This is a genomic window from Azospirillum oleiclasticum (assembly GCF_013423485.1).
Taxonomy (GTDB): Bacteria; Pseudomonadota; Alphaproteobacteria; order Azospirillales; family Azospirillaceae; genus Azospirillum; species Azospirillum oleiclasticum.
The window spans coordinates 1-17,307 of sequence record NZ_JABFFR010000026.1; the positions used below are offsets into that span (position 1 = coordinate 1).

The window sequence follows — 17,307 nt, forward strand, 5'->3', positions numbered from 1 at the left end:
CAGCGTGTACGTCGCCAGATCCGTCCGGACCTCATCCCACCCCTCGCCGGCATTCTCGACCAGCTGGTCGAGCGGGTTGGCGATCAGGTAGAGGTCGTCGCCGGTCCCGCCGACCAGCGTGTCGCCGGCCAGATCCATGGCACCGCCGCCGACCAGCGTGTCATTCCCCGCGTCGCCCAGCAGCAGGTCGACGTCCACCGTTCCGGCGAGACTGTCATCGCCGGTCGTTCCCGCAATGGTGTTCACCTTCGTCTCCAATACCCGCGCCAAGCCCGCCGTGACTTATCCACCGCACCGCTGCTCGTGTCAAACCATGCAGTATATGCGCGGCAACTTGCCAACAACTTTATCTTGTTTACACAGATCAACCACTAAGTGCAGCGAGAATTATGCCGTGTTGTTTTCGACCGACGTGCGCCGCAGCCATCAAGTCGAATATCAAATTCAATCGATCAGAAATATGCGTTTTCCTAATCGACGCTCCGGTGCCACCCTATCGGCAACCAACGGCAGCACAGGAACCATCGCCATGAAAGCCATCGGCTACCACCGCCCCGGCCCCATCACCGCGGCCGATTCCCTGGTCGATCTGGAGCTTCCCGCTCCGGAATTGCGCCCGCAGGACCTGCTGGTCCGAATCGCGGCGGTCTCGGTGAACCCGGTGGACGTGAAGCTGCGCACCGCCGCCGTCCCGCCGGAGGGGACGGCCCGCGTGCTGGGCTTCGACGCGGCGGGCGTCGTGGAGGCCGTCGGGCCGGCGGTGACCCGCTTCAAGCCGGGCGACGCGGTGTTCTACGCCGGCGCCATCGACCGGCCCGGCACCAACGCCGAGCTGCACGCGGTGGACGAGCGCATCGTCGGGCCGAAGCCGGAGAGCTTGTCCTTCGCCGAGGCCGCGGCCCTGCCGCTGACCGCGCTCACCGCGTGGGAGCTGCTGTTCGACCGGCTGGGCGTGCCCTACGGCCGCAAGACGTCGGACGACGCCATCCTGATCGTCAACGGGGCCGGCGGGGTCGGCTCGATCCTGACGCAGATCGCCCGGCGGCTGACCGGCCTGACCGTCATCGCCACCGCCTCGCGACCCGAGACGGTCGAGTGGGTGCGGCGGATGGGCGCGCACCACGTCATCGACCACCGGCAGCCGCTCGACCAGGGGCTGAAGGCCATCGGCATCCCGCAGGTGCGCTACGTCGCCGGGCTGACCGCCACCGGCGAGCATCAGGCGGCGATCCTCGAAGTGCTGGCGCCGCAGGGCGCGCTGGCCCTGATCGACGACCCCAAGAGCTTCGACATCGTGCCCTTCAAGCGCAAGAGCCTGTCCGTGCATTGGGAGCTGATGTTCACCCGCTCCCTGTTCGGCACGCCGGACATGGCGGAGCAGCACCGCATCCTGTTCGAGGTCTCGGCCCTGGTGGACAGCGGCGTGCTGCGCACCACCCTGGTGGAGGATTACGGCCCGATCACCGCCGCCAACCTGCGCCGCGCCCACGCCACGGTGGAAAGCGGCCGCAGCATCGGCAAGATCGTGCTGTCGGGCTTTTAGAGGCGGGGCTTGCGTAACCAGTGGGATGGCGCATAGATCAGTTTCCACCCATCACGGAGGCTTCTGGAGCATGCGCTTTCCCGATCTGGAGATCGACCTGCTCCGCGCCTTCGTCGCGGTGGCGGAGACCGGCAGCTTCACCGCGGCGGCCGATGTGGTGGGGCGGTCGCAGTCGGCGGTGAGCCAGAAGATCCTCCGGCTGGAGGAGATCCTCGACCGCCGTGTCTTCGACCGCAACAGCCGCTCCATCGGCCTGACCCGCGACGGGGAGCGTCTGCTGGTCGCCGCGCGCCGCATGCTGGAGCTGAACGACGCGGTGATCCGCGAGCTGCGCGAGCCGCAGGCGGCGGGCACGCTGCGGCTCGGCATCTCGGAGGATTTCATCCCGAAAGAGCTGCCGAAGCTGCTGGCCCGCTTCAGCCGCCTGTATCCCGGCCTGCACATCGACCTGATGACGGGGCTGAGCTGTTCGCTGATGACGGCCTACGACGAGGGCCGTCTCGACGCGGTGATCGCCAAGCGGAACGGCGGCTTGCAGCGGGGCCGGGTGATCTGGCGCGAGCCGCTGGTCTGGCTGGCGGCCGCCGATCACCCCGCCGACCCCACGCTGCCCGCCCGCCTCATCGTTCTGCCGCCGCCCTGCACCTACCGGGAGCTGATGATCGCGGCGCTGGACACGGTGCGGCGGGAGTGGGAGATCGCCTGCACCGCCAGCAGCCTGATGGGCGTGCAGGCGGCGGTGGCCGGCGGGCTGGGCGTCACCGTGCTTGGCAAATCCTTCGTGCAGGAGGGGATGCGCATCCTCCATCCGCCCGCCCATTGGCCGGCCCTGCCGATGACCGAGATCACCGTGATCGGCGAGGAATCCGATGCCGCCGGGCTGATCCGGCCGCTGGTCGGCTTCCTGTCCGAGAGCCTGTCGCGCAACGGCGCCCTGACGCTCGTCGCGTGACGGCCGCGCGCGCGACCCGCGGGGTCGACGCGCGGCGCCTTGAGCGCTACTGTCCTTCCCCATGAAAGACAGGGCGACCCACGGAAAAAGCCATCGGGGGCGGCAGCGCCCGCCCTTCGACCGCATCGCGCTGCTGCTCCAGGGCGGCGGTGCGCTCGGCGCCTACCAGTCCGGCGTCTACGAGGCGCTGGCGGAGGCGCATCTTGAGCCGGACTGGGTGGCCGGCATCTCCATCGGGGCCATCACCGCGGCGATCATCGCCGGCAACCGGCCGGCGGAGCGCGTGGAGCGGCTGCGGGAGTTCTGGGAGACGATCACCCGGCAGGCGTGGTGGGACGGCGACGGCCACTGGTGCCGGACGCTGCTTCGCGGCGACGCGGCGCGCGGCTGGGTCAACCAGGCCAACGCCGCCACGGTGGCGACGATCGGGGCCGACGGCTTCTTCACCCCGCGCCCGCTGTCGCCCTGGCTGGCCCCGGCCGGCAGCCTGGAGGCGACCAGCTACTACGACACCACGCCGCTGCGCTCGACGCTCGAACGGCTGGTGGATTTCGACCGGATCAACGCCGGGCCGATGCGGCTCAGCGTCGGCGCGGTCAATGTGGCCACCGGCAACTTCGTCTATTTCGACACGGAGACCCACAGCATCGGGCCGGAGCACATCATGGCGAGCGGCGCGCTGCCGCCCGGTTTCCCGGCGGTGGAGATCGAAGGGGAGCATTACTGGGACGGCGGACTGGTCTCCAACACGCCGCTGCAATGGGTGCTGGAGGGCGAGCCCCAGCGCGACACCTTGGCTTTCCAGGTCGATCTGTGGAGTGCGCGCGGTCTGCTGCCCCGCACCGTCGCCGAGGTGGCGACCCGGCAGAAGGAGATCCAGTTCTCCAGCCGCACCCGCGCCAATTCCGACCGCTTCCGGCGGGATCAGGCGCTGCGCTGCGCGCTGTCGCGCCTGCTCGACCGGCTGCCGGAGGAGATGAAGTCGGGGCCGGAGATGGAGGTGCTGCTGCCGGCCGCCAACCACCGCGCCTACAGCCTCGTCCAGCTCATCTACCGGGCCAAGCATTACGAGGGGGATTCCAAGGACTACGAGTTCTCCCGCCGCAGCATGGAGGAGCATTGGCGCAGCGGCTACCACGACACGGTGCGCACGCTGCGCCACCCCGACGCGCTGAAACGGCCCGACGGCACCGTCGGCATCCGCACCTTCGACGTCGCCCAGGACGGACGGGAGTGAGGCGCGGCCGGGCGGGTCCGCTCCTCACCGGTCGCGAGCGGACGACCGGATGCGGTGGAGGACGGCGCGGGTGGCCGCGGCCACCGGGGCGATGACGGGGACGCCGAAACGCCCTGACAGAGCCGCCGCCGCTTGGCTGAGCGGACCGCCCCCGATGATCACCGCCTCCGCCCCGTCGACCGAAAGCAGCTGGAACACCGCCCGGCCGAGCGCCCGTTCCAGGCGCGGCGGGTCGCCGGCCAGAGCCAGCGGGTCATCCTCGGTCAGGCGCGTGCCGACATAGAGCCCGCCCAGCCCCAGCCGCACCGCCGCCGCGTCGATGCGGTCCACGAGATAGGGCGTCGTCGTCGCCACCCCGAAGCGGCGTCCGCCGGCGACCGCCTCCCGCATCGATGCCTCGCCAAGGCCGGTCACCGGCACCAGCAGCCGGTCGCGCAGCCATGTCACGCCGGGATCGCCGAAGGCGCCGACGATCACCCCGTTGAAGTCCGGCCCATGGCGAAGGCCGAGCGCCACCACCGCGGCGACCGACGCGTCCAGGTCGGCCGGGTTTACCAACATCCCCGGGCCTGAGGGCGCGGTCACGCCCACGACCTTGACTGGGGGCCCGGCCGTCGCCTCCGCCATCGCCACCATCATCGCCGTGGTGGCTTCGGAACTGTTGGGGTTGATCAGCAGGATCGAGGTCATGGCGCCGCCGGGGCCCAGTCGGGCAGGCCCAGCCCGGCGCGCCAATGACGCGCGATCGCGGCGCGGCGCGCGAACCACACCCCCGGCTTCGACGCCGCGTGGGTCAGGAAGCGTTCCAGCCCGCCGATGCGGCCGGGACGGCCGATGATGCGCAGGTGCAGACCGACCGACATCATCCTCGGCGCCGACGCCCCCTCCTCGTACAGCCGGTCGAAGGCGTCGATGCAGTAGCGGGCGAAATCATCGCCGAACACGAAACCGCCGCCGCGCTGGAAGCGCATGTCGTTGGTGTCGAAGGCGTAGGGCAGCACCACATGATCCCGCCCGCCGACCTCCACCACATAGGGCAGATCGTCGTTGTAGGCGTTGCTGTCGTAGAGGAAGCCGCCCTGCTCCACCAGGAGCCGCCGGGTGTTGACGGAGGTGGCGGAGCGGGTGTGCCAGCCGCAGGGCGGGGTTCCCGCCGCCTCGGCGATCGCCGCCACGGTGCGGGCGATGACCCGGCGCTCCTCCTCCTCCGTCATGTGGGCGTGGCGCTCCCAGCGCCAGCCGTGGGCGGCGACCTCGTGCCCGTCGGCCACCGCCTCCCGCGCGATCCAGGGGGAAAAGGCGAGCGCCCGGCCGTTGGCGTTCAGCGTCGCCTGCACGCCGTAGCGGGCGAGCAGCGCGCGGATGCGCGGCCACCCCGCCCGCGGTCCATACTCGAAATGCGATTCCATGCAGAGGTCACGGACGCCCTCGATGGGCTCCTGCACCTCGTAGACGCCCTCGTTGGCCTCGTCGCCATGGCCGAGCGACAGCTCCGCCCCCTCCTCGACGTTGACCACCACGGACACGGCCAGCCGTGCCCCGTCCGGCCAGCGGATCGCCGGCGGGGTGCCGCCGTAGCCGCGGAAGTCCCGGTCGTGCTGCATGCTCACAGATCCGTCATGCGGCGCAGCCCGACCAGCCGGTCGCCGACGACGAGGACCAGAGCGGCCAGCGCGATCGACAGGGCCGACACCGCGGCGATGGTGGGATCGGGGCTTTCCTCGACGAATTGCAGCATCTGAATGGGCAAGGTGCGGGTCCAGGCGTCGGTGAAGAAGATCGAGATCGGGTAGTTGTCCATGGAGGCGAGGAAGGCGAACATCCCGGCGGTGAGGAAGGCCGGCGCCAGCGCCGGCACCAGCACCCGGACCACCGCCCCCGCCCAGCTGCAGCCCAGCGTGCGGGCGGCGTCGATCAGGGTGAAGTCGAACAGCGACAGGGCCGCCAGCACCGTGCGCACCACATAGGGCAGCGTGATCACCACATGGGCGATCAGCAGGCTGGTCCAGGCGTCGCGCAGGCCGGCGGCGCGGTAGGTCTCCAACATGGCGATGCCGATAACGAGGCCTGGCAGCATCAGCGGCGACACCAGGAAGGTGACGGCCGCCTCCCGCCCCGGAAAGCGGCCGCGCAGCAGCCCCACCGCGCACAGCGTGCCCAGCACGAGCGCGACCGCGGTGGACAGGGCGGCGATCTGCACCGACAGCAGCACCGCCGGCCACAGCTCGCGCGAGCGGCCCAGCGCCTCGTACCAGCGCAGCGACCAGCCGGGGGCCGGAAGGGTGAAGACGGGGCTCGACCCGAAGGACACCACCACGGTGACGACGAGCGGCGTCAGCAGGAACAGCACGGTGAAGGCCGCGATGGTCCATAGGACGACTGACGCCAGCTTCTCGGCGATGGTCACGAGCTTCCTCCCAGACGGCGGGACAGGCTGGTGCTGCCGACCACGATGGCGACGGTGAGTGCCAGCAGGACCACCGCGGTGGTCGATCCCAGCTCCTCGTTGCGCATGAACAGGAAGGACCGGCCGGTCAGCGTCGCCAGCGTCTGGAAGCGGTCGCCGACCAGCAGGCTGGGGATCACGTACATCGACGCGGTCATCGAGAAGACGAAGGCGATCCCGCTGACGATGCCGGGAAGGGCCAGCGGCAGCGTCACCTTGCGGAAGCGGTACAGCGGGGATGCACCCAGCGTCGTGGCCGCCTCCCCGACCCGTGGGTCGATGGTCTTCAGCACCGAATAGACCGGCAGGATCATGAAGGGCACGAAGACGTTGGCGGCGCCGATGACCAGCCCGGCCTCGGTGAACAGCAGCCGCTGCGGCTCGTCCCAGACGCCGAGGCCGACCAGGATCTGCGAGACGACGCCGTCCCGCCGCAGCACGATCTGCCAGGCGAAGGCCTTGACCACCACCCCCACCGAGAGCGGCAGGATGATGGCGACGAGAATCGCCGCCTGCGCGAAGCCGCGGGCGCGCGCCAGCGCCACCGCCGTCGGGTAGCCGATGGCGAGGCAGACCAGCGTGGTCAGCGCCGCCACCCGCAGCGTGTTGCCGGCCACTGTCCAATGGAAGGGATCGCGGAAGAAGTCGGCGAAGGGCGCCAGGGTGACACCCCCCGGCCGGACCACGCTACCGACCAGCAACCCGGCCAGCGGCACCGCGTAGACGATACCGAGATACAGCAGCGCCGGCAGAGCCAGCAGGGCGACGGGATCGGGGCGGTTGCGCATCAGGCCGCCTCCCCCGCGGGGTAGACGAGCGTGTCGGCGGATGCCCAGGACACCGTCAGCGCCGCGCCGGGGGCGGCACCCTCCGGCAGGGCGGGCGCCTCCACGAGGACCGGTGCGCCGCCGGCCGTCAGGTGCAGCTCCACCCGCGCGCCCTTGAAGGAGGCGTCGACCAGCACCGCCTCCACCCGGTTGCCGCCGCCGTCTCCCAGCGTGATCCGCTCCGGGCGGACGCCGAGCAGCACCGGGCTGCCGGGCAGGTAATGGCCCGGCGCGCGGAGCAGGCCGGCGGGGGTGGTGACGACGATCTCGTCCCCCAGCGTGCGGACCACCCGGCCCTCGAGCCGGGTCGAGGTGCCGACGAAGTCGAGCGCGAAGGGCGTGGCCGGCCGGTGGTAGATGGTGGCGGGGTCGGCGCACTGCTCGATCCGGCCGCGGTTCATCACCGCGATCCGGTCGGACATGGTCAGCGCCTCGTCCTGGTCGTGGGTGACGAAGATGGCGGTGGTGCCGACCTCGCGCAGCAGACGCTTCAGGTCGATCTGCATCGCCTCCCGCAGCCGCCGGTCGAGCGCCGAGAAGGGCTCGTCAAGCAGCACCAGTTTCGGCCCCACGGCGAGCGCGCGGGCGACCGCCACCCGCTGCTGCTGCCCGCCCGACAGCGCCTTCACCGGCCGGTCGGCGTAGGCGCCCATCTGGACGAGATCCAGGAAGCGCGCCACCGTCGGCCCGACCGAGCTCCGCGCTGTACCACGCGCCTTCAGCCCGAAGGCGACGTTCTCGGCGACGCTGAGGTGCGGGAACAGGGCGTAGCTCTGGAAGACGACGCTGACGTCGCGCCGGTGCGGCGGCCGGCGGGTGATGTCCAGCCCGTCGAGCGTCACCCGGCCGGCGTCGGCGGCGGTGAGCCCGGCGACGATGCGCAGCAGGGTGGTCTTGCCGCAACCGGACGGCCCCAGCAACGACACGAACTCCCCGCGGCGCACCGCGAGATCGACGCCGCCCAGCACGGCGGTGGAGCCGAAGGTCTTGGCGGCCCCGGCGATGTCGAGGAAGGCGGCGGGGAGCATGGCGGCTCTCAGAGCGCCATCTCGCGGTCCCAGCGCGCGACCCAGGCCTTGCGTTCCTTGGCGACGTTGGCCCAGTCGATGGCGTGCACCGTCATGCCGGCGGGCAGCCCTTCCGGCGCCGGCACATGGCGATTGGTCGCCAGCGAGAAGGTGGGGCCGACCAGCCGGCCCTGGATCTCCGCCCCCAGCAGCTCATCGACATAGGCGAAGGCGAGCTCGGGATCCGGGGCGCCCTTCACCACCGCGATGCCGGAGGGCATGGCGAACACCCCCTCCTTCGGCGCCACGAGGTCGATGGGGGCACCGGCGGCCTTGCGCTCCAGCGCGTAGGAGGACATGGCCGACGCGATCATCCACGCCTCGCCCTGCTCCAGCAGGTTGTAGGCCTGCGGCTGCTGGGTGTAGGCGGTCAGCAGGTTGGGCTTCAGCGTCACCAGCTTGGCGAAGCCGGCGTCGGTGTCGCGCTGCATGGCCTCCATCGGCTGGCCGGTGGCGAGGTGCCCGGCCATGAAGATGTTGGGCAGCCCCTCGGTGTTCTGCAGCGACGGGACGATGATGCGGCCCTTGTATTTGGGATCATAGACGTCGGCCCAGGAGGTCGGCGGCGCCTTCATGCTGTTGCGGTTGTAGGCGATGCCGAGCCAGGGCCGGAGGTAATTGGCCCACATGCCGTCCATATGCGTGGTGCCGGGCACCAGGGTGGCGAGGTTCGACACCTTGGCAACGGTCAGCGGGTCGAGCAGCCCTTCCTGCACCGCCAGGATCATCACCGGGTCGTCCATCTGGACGACGGACATGTAGGGCTTGTCCTTGTTCTTCTGAATCTTCTCCAGGTTCACCAGGGAGCGGGTGCCCTCGAAGATCACCTTGCAGCCGTATTTCTTCTCGAAGGCCGGGATGACGATGGACTCGACCCAGGGCTTGTGGCTGGCCGCACCGCCGACCACCAGCTCGCGCTTCTGGGCACGCAGCACGGCCGGTGCGGCCAGCAGCGACGCCACCCCGGCCGCACCCGCCAGCACCGCGCGGCGGCTCGGCTTTCCCGTGACGATCCTGTCCATGATCCCCTGTCTCCCCGGTCAAGGCCGCATCCCCGACGGTGCGGCCACGTGTTCTTTTGTACGCAACCGTCGTGCCACGCCGCCGACGGATTTGGAAGATTGCCGATCGCTCCATCTTTTCAGCGGGATGATGCCCGGCCGCTGGCCCGCGGCGGCGATACCCGAACCACTCACGCCGCATTCCGCGCCAGCGCTTCGCCCATGATTGTGCACAATTGTCCATCGATTGTGCAATATGCGTTTGCGCTTTCCAGGCACCGCGCCATCTGCTGTGATGGCGGCCTTGGACCCAGTCGGGACGGGGACACGGCGTGGATGAACTGACGATTCACGAGATTTTGGCGCGCGCGCTTCTGGCCGGCCGGATTCCGGCCGGGACGAAGCTGGGCGAGCACCAGCTTGCCGAGGTGTTCGGCGTCAGCCGCGAACGCGTACGCAAGGTGCTGCACCGGCTGGGGCACGAGCGGCTGCTGAATCTCGTCAAGAACCGCGGCGCCTTCGCCATCGAGCCCGACCCGCGCGAGGCGCGCATGGTCTACGAGGCGCGCCGCATCCTGGAGGGCGGGATCGTCGCGCATCTCTGCGACCACCTGACCGACGCCCAGGCGGTCCGCCTGCGCGAGCATATGGAGGCGGAGGAGGCGGCGCTGCGCGCCGGCGACCGCGCGACCTGGATCCGGCTGTCGGGCACGTTCCACCTGATGCTGGCGGAGATGACCGAAAACGCGATCATCGTCCGCCAGGCGCAGGAGCTGGTGGGGCGCACCGTCATGCTGGTGACCTTCTACGAGCCGGACAGCGCGTCGGCCTGCGGCTGCGACGAACACCGCTCGATCTGCCGCGCCGTCACCGCGCGCGAACGCTCGAAGGCCATCAAGGCGATGAGCAGCCACCTGTCGCTGGTGGAGACCCGGCTGCGGCCCCGGCCCTTCAGCGGGCCGGGGGTCTCACTCGACGTGGTGCTCGTCGAGGAGCTGGAGGCGCATTACGCCCGCAGCGGGAACGCGCCCTGACGTCGGCCTTTACTTCTCCGCGACAGCCACCGCACTCCTGCGCTTTCTCTTCTTCGGAGTAGCGGCAGGATCGTCCGGTATGGCCGCATCGACGGGCCAGAACGCGCGGCGCGCGTGCTCGTAAAGACGACGGTCGAACCGGATGAAGGACTCCATCTTCTCCCGATCCTCGTCGGTCAGCCGGACCTCTTCGAAAAACTCCTCGTACAGATGCTGCAACGGGCTGTGTCCGGCATTCTGTCGGCGGGAGTTCTCGAACGGTACATCGACCGCGTCATCGGCGATGCCAAGCTTCCGGCACAGGCTGCGGGCGGACTCCGGAAAGCACTCCAGGAAACCCACATGCCACATGGCGTCGAGGTGCGCCACCGCACGGTCGTAAATCTCGTCCCACCCGATGATCGGATTGTGTTGTGCGTCAAACGCCCCCATACCACAGAGCTGCCGAACTATGTTGTTGTCGTTCAGATAGCGGACGTGGTTCGAGGGGCAGTCGAGAAAAGCGGACATGCTGCGTGCCATCTTCGCCGCTGTCATCGCCACCGAACTGGTCTCGTCGATCCACGACCACCGGAACGATCGGTGATAGTAAAAGTTTGAAATCAATCGATCAAACGGGTCGCGCAGAAATACTATGATCTTCGGATTCCCAGGGATATAGGTGGTTATCGAGCTGTGATCATAGTGCCCCTGATAGAATTCGTACGCTGGCGGGGCCGTCGGATAGGTCATCGCCTTGTCACGCAAAGGCAGATATCGGCCATCGGCGACGGTGATGCGACCGTAGCGCTTGCGCGGCATGGAGCTGGGAGGAGCGCGGAAAGCCAGACTGTCTTCGGTGATCAGGGAGAGCGGCTTGTCCTGCGGGTAGATCGCCGGATCGTCCGGCTCGAACAATGCCGTCCGCAGCATCTCTCCGACCGAAGTCCCCCCACATTTTCTGATATGCAGGAATACCAAAGGCCAGCCATCGAATTGCGTGCGAGTACGGCGCGAAGCGCGATCGACATCCATGAACACAATCCGAATTACATTATTTCGTGGCTCAGAGAGAGTCGCGAAATCAGCAAGAATTTGCAACGCGCAATGTTGCCGCAAGGCTGTGCCGTTTACATGGCAGACGCATACGGATTGGATGGTCTATGACTTTTAGGCAGATAACAGGATCCCCGCGATGCAAGTTGGGCGATCGGCGCCTGCGGCAGGCCCTATCCTGCCGCGTCGAGACCCTGAACGTACAGGCCGGGTATACCTCCGGTGGTTGGGTGAATCCAAATCGGGCAGCCCGGCCTCCGCCGGTCACGCCGGGTCGTCGCAGGCGGGGGTCAGGAGGCCGAGTGCATCGAGGCGCCGGCGGAACCGGGCTCCCACCAAGGCCGGTGCGTGCAGCGATTCCGCGTGCGATCTTCCGGCCCGTCCCAACCGCCGGGCCTCGGCCGGGTCGCCGGCGAGCGCCGCCATGTGCGCCGCCGCCACGTCGATGTCGGGATCGGCCCAGCTCTGGCCGGCTCCGCCGAGATAGCCCGGATCCACCGGCACCCGACGCCATGGGACCACGCAAGCCGTGCCGGGATTGGTCAAGTCCATGGTGGCGGAGAAACCGGTGACCACCACCGGCTTGCCCAGCATCATCGCCTCGGCCACCGCCCGCGCGCTGGATTCGGCCCGGTGCAGGGAGACGAAGGCGTCGCAGGCGTCGATCAGCCCCAGCACGGCCGATCGCGTCATGACGTCCGCGACGATGCGGATGCGCGGGTCGGCGTCCACCGCGGCCCGCAGCACCTGCCACTCCGGCTGTTCGGCGGCTGTGTTCACCGCGCGCACCACCAGCCCGACCGGCTCGGTCCCGTGCGGGAAGGCGCGGCTGAAGGCCTGGACCGCCGCCAGCGGATTCTGCCGGGCCAAGGTGGCGCCGTCGTAGATGGCGGCGAAGAGCGCATCACCCTCCGGCAGGCCCAGGTCGGCGCGTGGCCGGCGCCGCCGCGCCGCCACCGAGACGGCTTCCGGCATACAGACGACGGGGACCGGGCTGACCAGTTCCAGCGCCGCCTGCGCGTAGCGGTTCGGCGCCCAAATCTCGTCAACCAGGTCAAGCGCGAAGCGCCATTCCTCGGGCCATTCCGGCAGCTCCCAGCTCCAGCAGCCGATGACCCGGCGGCGGCCCTCGAAGGGCTGGCGACCGAAGCGGGCCAGCGCCTGCAACGCTTCCGCGCCGGTGGCGCACAGCAGGGTCACGCCGTTCGCCGCCGACGGTGCCAGGAAAGCCGACAGCCCGGCGTCGTGCAGGGCGGCGCTATCCGCCGGGTCGGTGTGCAGGATGCGGAAGGGTACGCGCGCGCTTTCAAGGGCACGCGCCGCGTAGCGCAGTTCGTCGAGGCCACGCTCCGTGCCCGTGCACCCGACGAGGTCGATCCCGGGAGCCGCCACGACCGGCGGACGCGACACCCGTTCAACCGCGGCGGTCTTTGGCGCCTCCGTCGGCAGCACCCGCGGCAGCAGCGGGTGGCTGTCCGCCCCGTCGCGGCGCAACCAGTCGAGATAGGTCTTGCGCTCCTCGGCGCTGCCCGCCGGGAACCGTTTGCCGATGGCGCCGTCGCTGTCGCGCACCCAGACGGCGAGCCGCGGCAACGGTGGCTCACCCGCGTCGGCGGGCTGCCCCAGCCAGGCGAGCAGACGGTCGTCGACAAGGTCGAGGAGCTTCAGCTCGGCCACCCCCGTCATCACGAACCAGCGCAGGAAGCCGTCCTGCCCCGGCGCCTTCGTCAGATCGAAGCGGGCCCGCAGGTCGGTGATGATGGAATGGACCAGCACCATCAGCCAGTTGAACGGCCGCCCACCCCAGTCGAGCCCCGGAATCGAGAAGGGCTTCGTCAGCAGCGTCCGCTGCCAATCCGGAAGGAAATCCGTGAAGTCCGATCCGGCGCGTTGGTGGATGAGGAACCACGCCAGCAGATAGGCGCGTCCCGGCGGCTTCGACAGGTCGTAGGACGCCCGCAGGTCCGGCCGGGTGGCGTGCAGGTGGAGCATGATCTCCGACACCACCGGCCCGTACTGGTCCACCGGAATGGCCTTGGCCGGCTCCGTCAGGACGGCCAGGACGGCCGGGTCGACCATGCCGCGCAGGCTCGGATAGTCGCGCCGCCCCTCCAGCAGGCACCACAGGGCAAAACCCAGACGGTCGGACGGCCGGTCGAGCGGGAACCGCGCCTGAAGGTCCGGCCGCGTCATCCAGACGGCGAGCATCGCGCCGGTGACGGGCACCGGCAGATCCGCCGTCAGCGGACCGATGCTGTCCGCCCAGCGTCGCCACGCCTCGCGCCCCCGCCCGCGGTCGCCGGTCACACCGTTCAGGAAATCGCTGATCCGCGAGGGGCTGCTGTCAGACAAGGACGCTCTCCCGAGGCTTGTGGTGTGCCGGTGAGGGAAACCCGCGTGGATCACAGACGGAAATCACGCTCGTTTCCTTGAAGGAATGACCGGATGTACGGGGTGAGAATGGTGCCGGCGTCGGCCACGATGGCGGGCGGCAGCGCCTCGCGCCAACCCCCAGCCGCTTCGTCGTCGCCCTCCCAGCCGCGCGTGGCGTCGGCAATGCCGCGGGCCATGGCCTCCCGGTCCCCGCGGTAGCCGGTGACGTCGATCAGATGCGCGATCCGCTCCTGCGGTTCGTGCATCAGCCGGCGATGCGCGGCCAGGTGCACGCGGATGACCGGGCTGCGTTCGGCGAAACGGGTCCACTCCCTGAGCCAGTTGGCGCGCTGCTTCGCCAGCTTCAGGAAGGTCTGCGGATCAGCGCCGCCCTTGCGCCGCATCTCGATCCAGGCGCTGTCGCGCGGATCGCGGAAGCACAGGAAGACGTTCATCGGCCCACCCGATTCGAGGATGCCGAAGGTTTCCGGGACCGGCCTGAGCTGTTCGACCGCCACGCAACCGCCACGCCGCACCGAATCAACCCAGGCGGGAACCGGCCGGATCTGCGGGTACAGGCCCTGCCCGACGCGCACCTCCGGCAGGCCGAGGCCATCGCCGAGCGCCCGAGCGAGCTGCGGCGCGACGGTGTCCGGCATCGCCGTGATCAGGAAGCCCGGTTTGCCCTCCCCCCGGCGGTGCAGGATGGCCGGCATGAAGCGCGCCAGATCGCTACGCCGCACGCCATGGACCAGGATAGTGCCGTCCAGATCGGTGGGGATTGTCCGGACGCCCGCCTTGCCTGTCGCCCGGGTCCCGGCGGGACGGCGCATGCCATCGGCGACCGCGCGATAGACGGCGGCGGCATCGGCCGCGATCTCGGGGTCAAGGCAGCCTTCCAGCGCCGCCTCCCGTCCCGGCCGTTCCACAAGCTGCTTGACGAAGTGCAGAACGGCCGCGGCCGGATCGCCGCCGGCGATGCACTCGTCCATGCGCGCCGTGACGGCGTCGATCTCCGGCCCCGGCACGTCCCGGCGCAGCATGAGCGTGGCGCTGCCGGGCGCTGCCGGCTCGGCACGGGCGGGAATGCCGCCGACCAGTCCGGGAATTCCCAGCTCCACGCACAGGGCGCCCAGTCCGGGCGCGTGCGTCGCCACCTGGTGGCTGATCATCGCGTAATGGTGCGGCCCGAGCACATGGACATGGTCGCCCGGCCGCCCCTTGCGAAACGGCCCCACGGACCCGAAACGCTCCCGCCGCGCGCTCTTCATGGCGTCGAAACCGGATGCCGCGGCGATCGCCGCGATCCGCTCAGGTCCGGCATCGACCTCCAGATAGGCGGCGAGCCTTTCCAGCACCGCCACCTTGTCCCGCACCAGCGACTCGTAGGTCACCACGAAGCAGGGATACTCCGTGGAGAAGCGCAACATCCCTTCGATCTGGGCGAGGTGGGCGCCGAAGCCATGATAGGTGAAGCGCTGCGACCGCCCGCCCGCGATCACCAGCGAGAGGCCGGCGTCCAGCCCCATCGACCCGAAATAGTCGCGCGTCCCGGTCGAGCTGCCGATCTCCAGATCGACGTCGAGCGCGAAATGATGGTACTGCGAGACCAGCAGGTCGTAAATGTTGCGGACCAGCAGGACGACCTTCGCCCGGTTGCGCCGCAGCTTCGTCTTGACCGCGGGGCTCATGGTGTTGTGCCAGACGAAGAAGCGGCCCTTGGGAAAGACGATGGGTCCGGCGTCCCCATAATCGGGGGAAGCGGTCGGCCGAGGCGTCTCGATCTCCAGCCCGCTCAGATCGCGCACCACCTGCTCGATCAGCTTGGTGCCGGATTTGAAGACGCTGGATACGAAGATCTTCGACTGCGTCGTCATCAGCCGGCCCGCCGTTCCCCGACACCACCCGCAATCCTTGCGGCCCGGTTCTGCAGCGCCTCGGCGATCCCGCGGGCGAAGGCACGATGGTCGCACAGGGCGGTATCCGCCATGCGCCAGCGCAGTTCCGCCCGCAGACGGCCCAACCGGCCCCGGTCGCTCGCCAATGCGACCGCCGCCTCGACATAGCCCTCGTCGCCGGTGCCGACCAGGGCGCCCAGCCCCAGCGTCTCCAGGAGTGCCGCGGCGACCCGCCCCTCCGGACCAGCGTCGCGCCGGACGATGGCGGGAACCCCGTTCCACAGCGCCTCGCACAGGCCGAGGCCGGACCCGTTGGGAACACCATCGAGCAGGAGGTCGCAGACCGCCGGGTCGAACAGCGGCTGTCCGGCCGAGGCGTCGCGGAACAGCACACGGCCCGGTTCCGTGCCCCGCGCCGCGAAAGCCGCGCCGACCGCGGCCGGCAGGCCAGGGGTAAGACGGGAATCGTGCCAGAGCAGCAGGCGGGTGCCCGGCAGCCGGGCAAGCACGGCGGCCCACAGGGCCACCATCGACGGCGTGACGCGGGCGGCGGGGATGAGGCTGGCGAAAGTGACGCACCCGTGGTGCAGAACCGGCGGACCATCCGGCTCCGGCGCCTCGACGGCCGGCCGGTAGGACCAGGCGAAGCCCGGCACGCGCAGGACGGCTTCGCCGAAACCGGTTTCCCGGCCATAGGGCACGAGAAGCTGGTCGGTGATCAGCGCGTCCATATTGTCCAGCCCGCTCGGAACCGGTAGGGTCGTCCACAGCGCCTGCACGGGGGCGAGGCGGCGCGCGAAGGCCGCGAGGCGGTTGGGGCCGGCATGGCCGGTGAGCTCCACCAGCACCTCGATCCCGTCATCCACGACCGCCGCCGCGAAGGTGTCGTCGTCCATGCCGCCGATGTCCGTCCAGCCGGCGGCCATGCCGCGCAGCACCGCGTCCGCCGCGGGATCGTCGCTGCCACCGACATAGCAATGGACGCGGGTCACGGCCGGATCATGGCCGGCCAGGAAGGGGCCGAGACGCGTGTCGCGCAGGACGGGATCGAGATAGGCGGCGACCAGCCCGACACGCCGCAGCGGCCAGCCGTCGCGGGACCGCGGCGTTGCGGCGCAGGCGCGACCGAAGCTCCGGGCCTCGGCCAGCAGGGCCACGCCGTCGGCGGTATCCAACCGGGCCTGACAGGCCAGCAGCCGCGAACGCAGATCGAGACGGTCAGGCTCCCGCCGCAGCGCCTCGCGGTAGGCGTCGGCGGCCTCGGACATCTGGCCGCGGGTCTCGCACAGCGACGCGACCGCCAGCAGCGCCTCGGTTCCCTCCGGCCGCAGCCGGCTCGCCGCACGGTAGACGTCGAGCGCGTCGTCCAGATGACCGAGCACCGCCCGCTGCGCACCGAGGGCCATGAACACCCCGTGCACGGCACGGCGCATGGCCCCCGCGGCGAAGCCTGGCCCCCCGAACGCGTCGCCGCGCTCCTCCGGTGCCGGTGCCTTGTGCGCCGCAGCTTCCTTGTAGAGGGCGATCAGCTTCTTGATCTGCCGCTCCATCGAGTAGTCCTTGTTGAACTTCTCGATGTTTCGCACCGTGCGCCGGTAATCGTGCGCCCGCAGGATCTCCGCGAGGCGATCGATATTCTTCGTGTGGATGGCCAGACCGACGCCGTGCTCTTCGGCGATGCGGGCCATCTCGGTGTATTCGGCGCTGACCAGGACGGGGATGTTGGCTTCCAGATAGGCGAAGATCTTGGTGGCGACCACGCCGCCCTTCTGGTCGTCGTTGATCGACACCTCGGCCGGGAAGTCGGTGAGCAGGATGCCGTAATCATACTTCGACAGCGCGCCGGCCAGCTTGTCCGGCGTGAGAGTCTGTCCGGAAAGTTCATACCGGCTTG

The 17,307-nt window shown here is 69.7% G+C and carries 14 protein-coding genes and 1 pseudogene; 4 read left to right on the forward strand and 11 right to left on the reverse strand.

Going from position 1 to position 17,307, the window contains the following annotated elements; translation table 11 throughout:
* Nucleotides 1-246, reverse strand: a pseudogene (locus HL658_RS23975) (hypothetical protein); the annotation flags it as partial.
* A 283-nt stretch (nt 247-529) separates the two neighbouring features.
* Here HL658_RS23975 and HL658_RS23980 point away from each other — a divergent pair.
* From HL658_RS23980 to HL658_RS23990, 3 genes are all read left to right on the forward strand, one after another.
* The gene (locus HL658_RS23980; RefSeq protein ID WP_180284418.1) at nt 530-1,543 is read left to right on the forward strand and encodes a zinc-binding alcohol dehydrogenase family protein; all 1,014 of its coding nucleotides are present in this window, start codon (nt 530-532) and stop codon (nt 1,541-1,543) included.
* 70 nt (nt 1,544-1,613) lie between these two features.
* Nucleotides 1,614-2,495 (forward strand): LysR substrate-binding domain-containing protein, encoded by an 882-nt coding sequence (locus HL658_RS23985; protein ID WP_180284419.1) that lies wholly within the window; start codon nt 1,614-1,616, stop codon nt 2,493-2,495.
* 61 nt (nt 2,496-2,556) lie between these two features.
* Complete coding sequence (locus tag HL658_RS23990) at nt 2,557-3,732, forward strand: DUF3734 domain-containing protein (protein ID WP_180284420.1); 1,176 nt, start codon at nt 2,557-2,559, stop codon at nt 3,730-3,732.
* Between the two features lie 24 nt (nt 3,733-3,756).
* On the opposite strand, the gene HL658_RS23995 is transcribed toward HL658_RS23990, so the two are convergent.
* Genes HL658_RS23995 through HL658_RS24020 form a run of 6 tightly spaced genes read right to left on the reverse strand, consistent with a single transcriptional unit; the run spans nt 3,757 to nt 9,094 of the window.
* Nucleotides 3,757-4,422: an aspartate/glutamate racemase family protein gene (locus tag HL658_RS23995; RefSeq protein ID WP_180284421.1), complete on the reverse strand. Its 666-nt coding sequence runs from the start codon at nt 4,420-4,422 to the stop codon at nt 3,757-3,759.
* Nucleotides 4,419-5,336, reverse strand: a complete 918-nt coding sequence (locus HL658_RS24000) for a polysaccharide deacetylase family protein (RefSeq protein ID WP_180284422.1) — start codon at nt 5,334-5,336, stop codon at nt 4,419-4,421. The genes HL658_RS23995 and HL658_RS24000 overlap by 4 nt, the downstream gene beginning before the upstream one ends.
* 2 nt (nt 5,337-5,338) lie before the next feature.
* On the reverse strand, nt 5,339-6,139 hold the full coding sequence (locus tag HL658_RS24005) for an ABC transporter permease subunit (protein WP_180284423.1): 801 nt from the start codon (nt 6,137-6,139) through the stop codon (nt 5,339-5,341).
* Nucleotides 6,136-6,966, reverse strand: a complete 831-nt coding sequence (locus tag HL658_RS24010) for an ABC transporter permease (protein WP_180284424.1) — start codon at nt 6,964-6,966, stop codon at nt 6,136-6,138. The genes HL658_RS24005 and HL658_RS24010 overlap by 4 nt, the downstream gene beginning before the upstream one ends.
* Nucleotides 6,966-8,033 carry an ABC transporter ATP-binding protein gene (locus HL658_RS24015; protein WP_180284425.1) on the reverse strand — a complete coding sequence of 356 codons (1,068 nt, stop codon included), beginning with the start codon at nt 8,031-8,033 and terminating at the stop codon, nt 6,966-6,968. The genes HL658_RS24010 and HL658_RS24015 overlap by 1 nt, the downstream gene beginning before the upstream one ends.
* An 8-nt stretch (nt 8,034-8,041) precedes the next feature.
* Nucleotides 8,042-9,094 (reverse strand): ABC transporter substrate-binding protein, encoded by a 1,053-nt coding sequence (locus tag HL658_RS24020; protein ID WP_180284426.1) that lies wholly within the window; start codon nt 9,092-9,094, stop codon nt 8,042-8,044.
* A gap of 311 nt (nt 9,095-9,405) precedes the next feature.
* Between HL658_RS24020 and HL658_RS24025 the strand changes: the two genes are divergently transcribed.
* Entirely contained in the window at nt 9,406-10,107 is a 702-nt protein-coding gene (locus HL658_RS24025; protein WP_180284427.1) for an FCD domain-containing protein, read from the forward strand.
* Nucleotides 10,108-10,116: 9 nt separating this feature from the next.
* Here the strand turns inward: HL658_RS24025 and HL658_RS24030 are convergent, their stop codons facing one another.
* The 4 genes from HL658_RS24030 to HL658_RS24045 form a co-directional block, all read right to left on the reverse strand.
* Nucleotides 10,117-11,121, reverse strand: a complete 1,005-nt coding sequence (locus HL658_RS24030; protein ID WP_180284428.1) for a sulfotransferase family 2 domain-containing protein — start codon at nt 11,119-11,121, stop codon at nt 10,117-10,119.
* 285 nt (nt 11,122-11,406) lie between these two features.
* On the reverse strand, nt 11,407-13,494 hold the full coding sequence (locus HL658_RS24035) for a glycosyltransferase family protein (protein ID WP_180284429.1): 2,088 nt from the start codon (nt 13,492-13,494) through the stop codon (nt 11,407-11,409).
* 50 nt (nt 13,495-13,544) lie between these two features.
* Nucleotides 13,545-15,392 carry a sulfotransferase domain-containing protein gene (locus HL658_RS24040; RefSeq protein ID WP_180284430.1) on the reverse strand — a complete coding sequence of 616 codons (1,848 nt, stop codon included), beginning with the start codon at nt 15,390-15,392 and terminating at the stop codon, nt 13,545-13,547.
* A partial coding sequence (locus HL658_RS24045) for an O-linked N-acetylglucosamine transferase family protein (RefSeq protein ID WP_211109832.1) occupies nt 15,392-17,307 on the reverse strand: 1,916 nt, incomplete at its 5' end. The genes HL658_RS24040 and HL658_RS24045, both read right to left, overlap by 1 nt.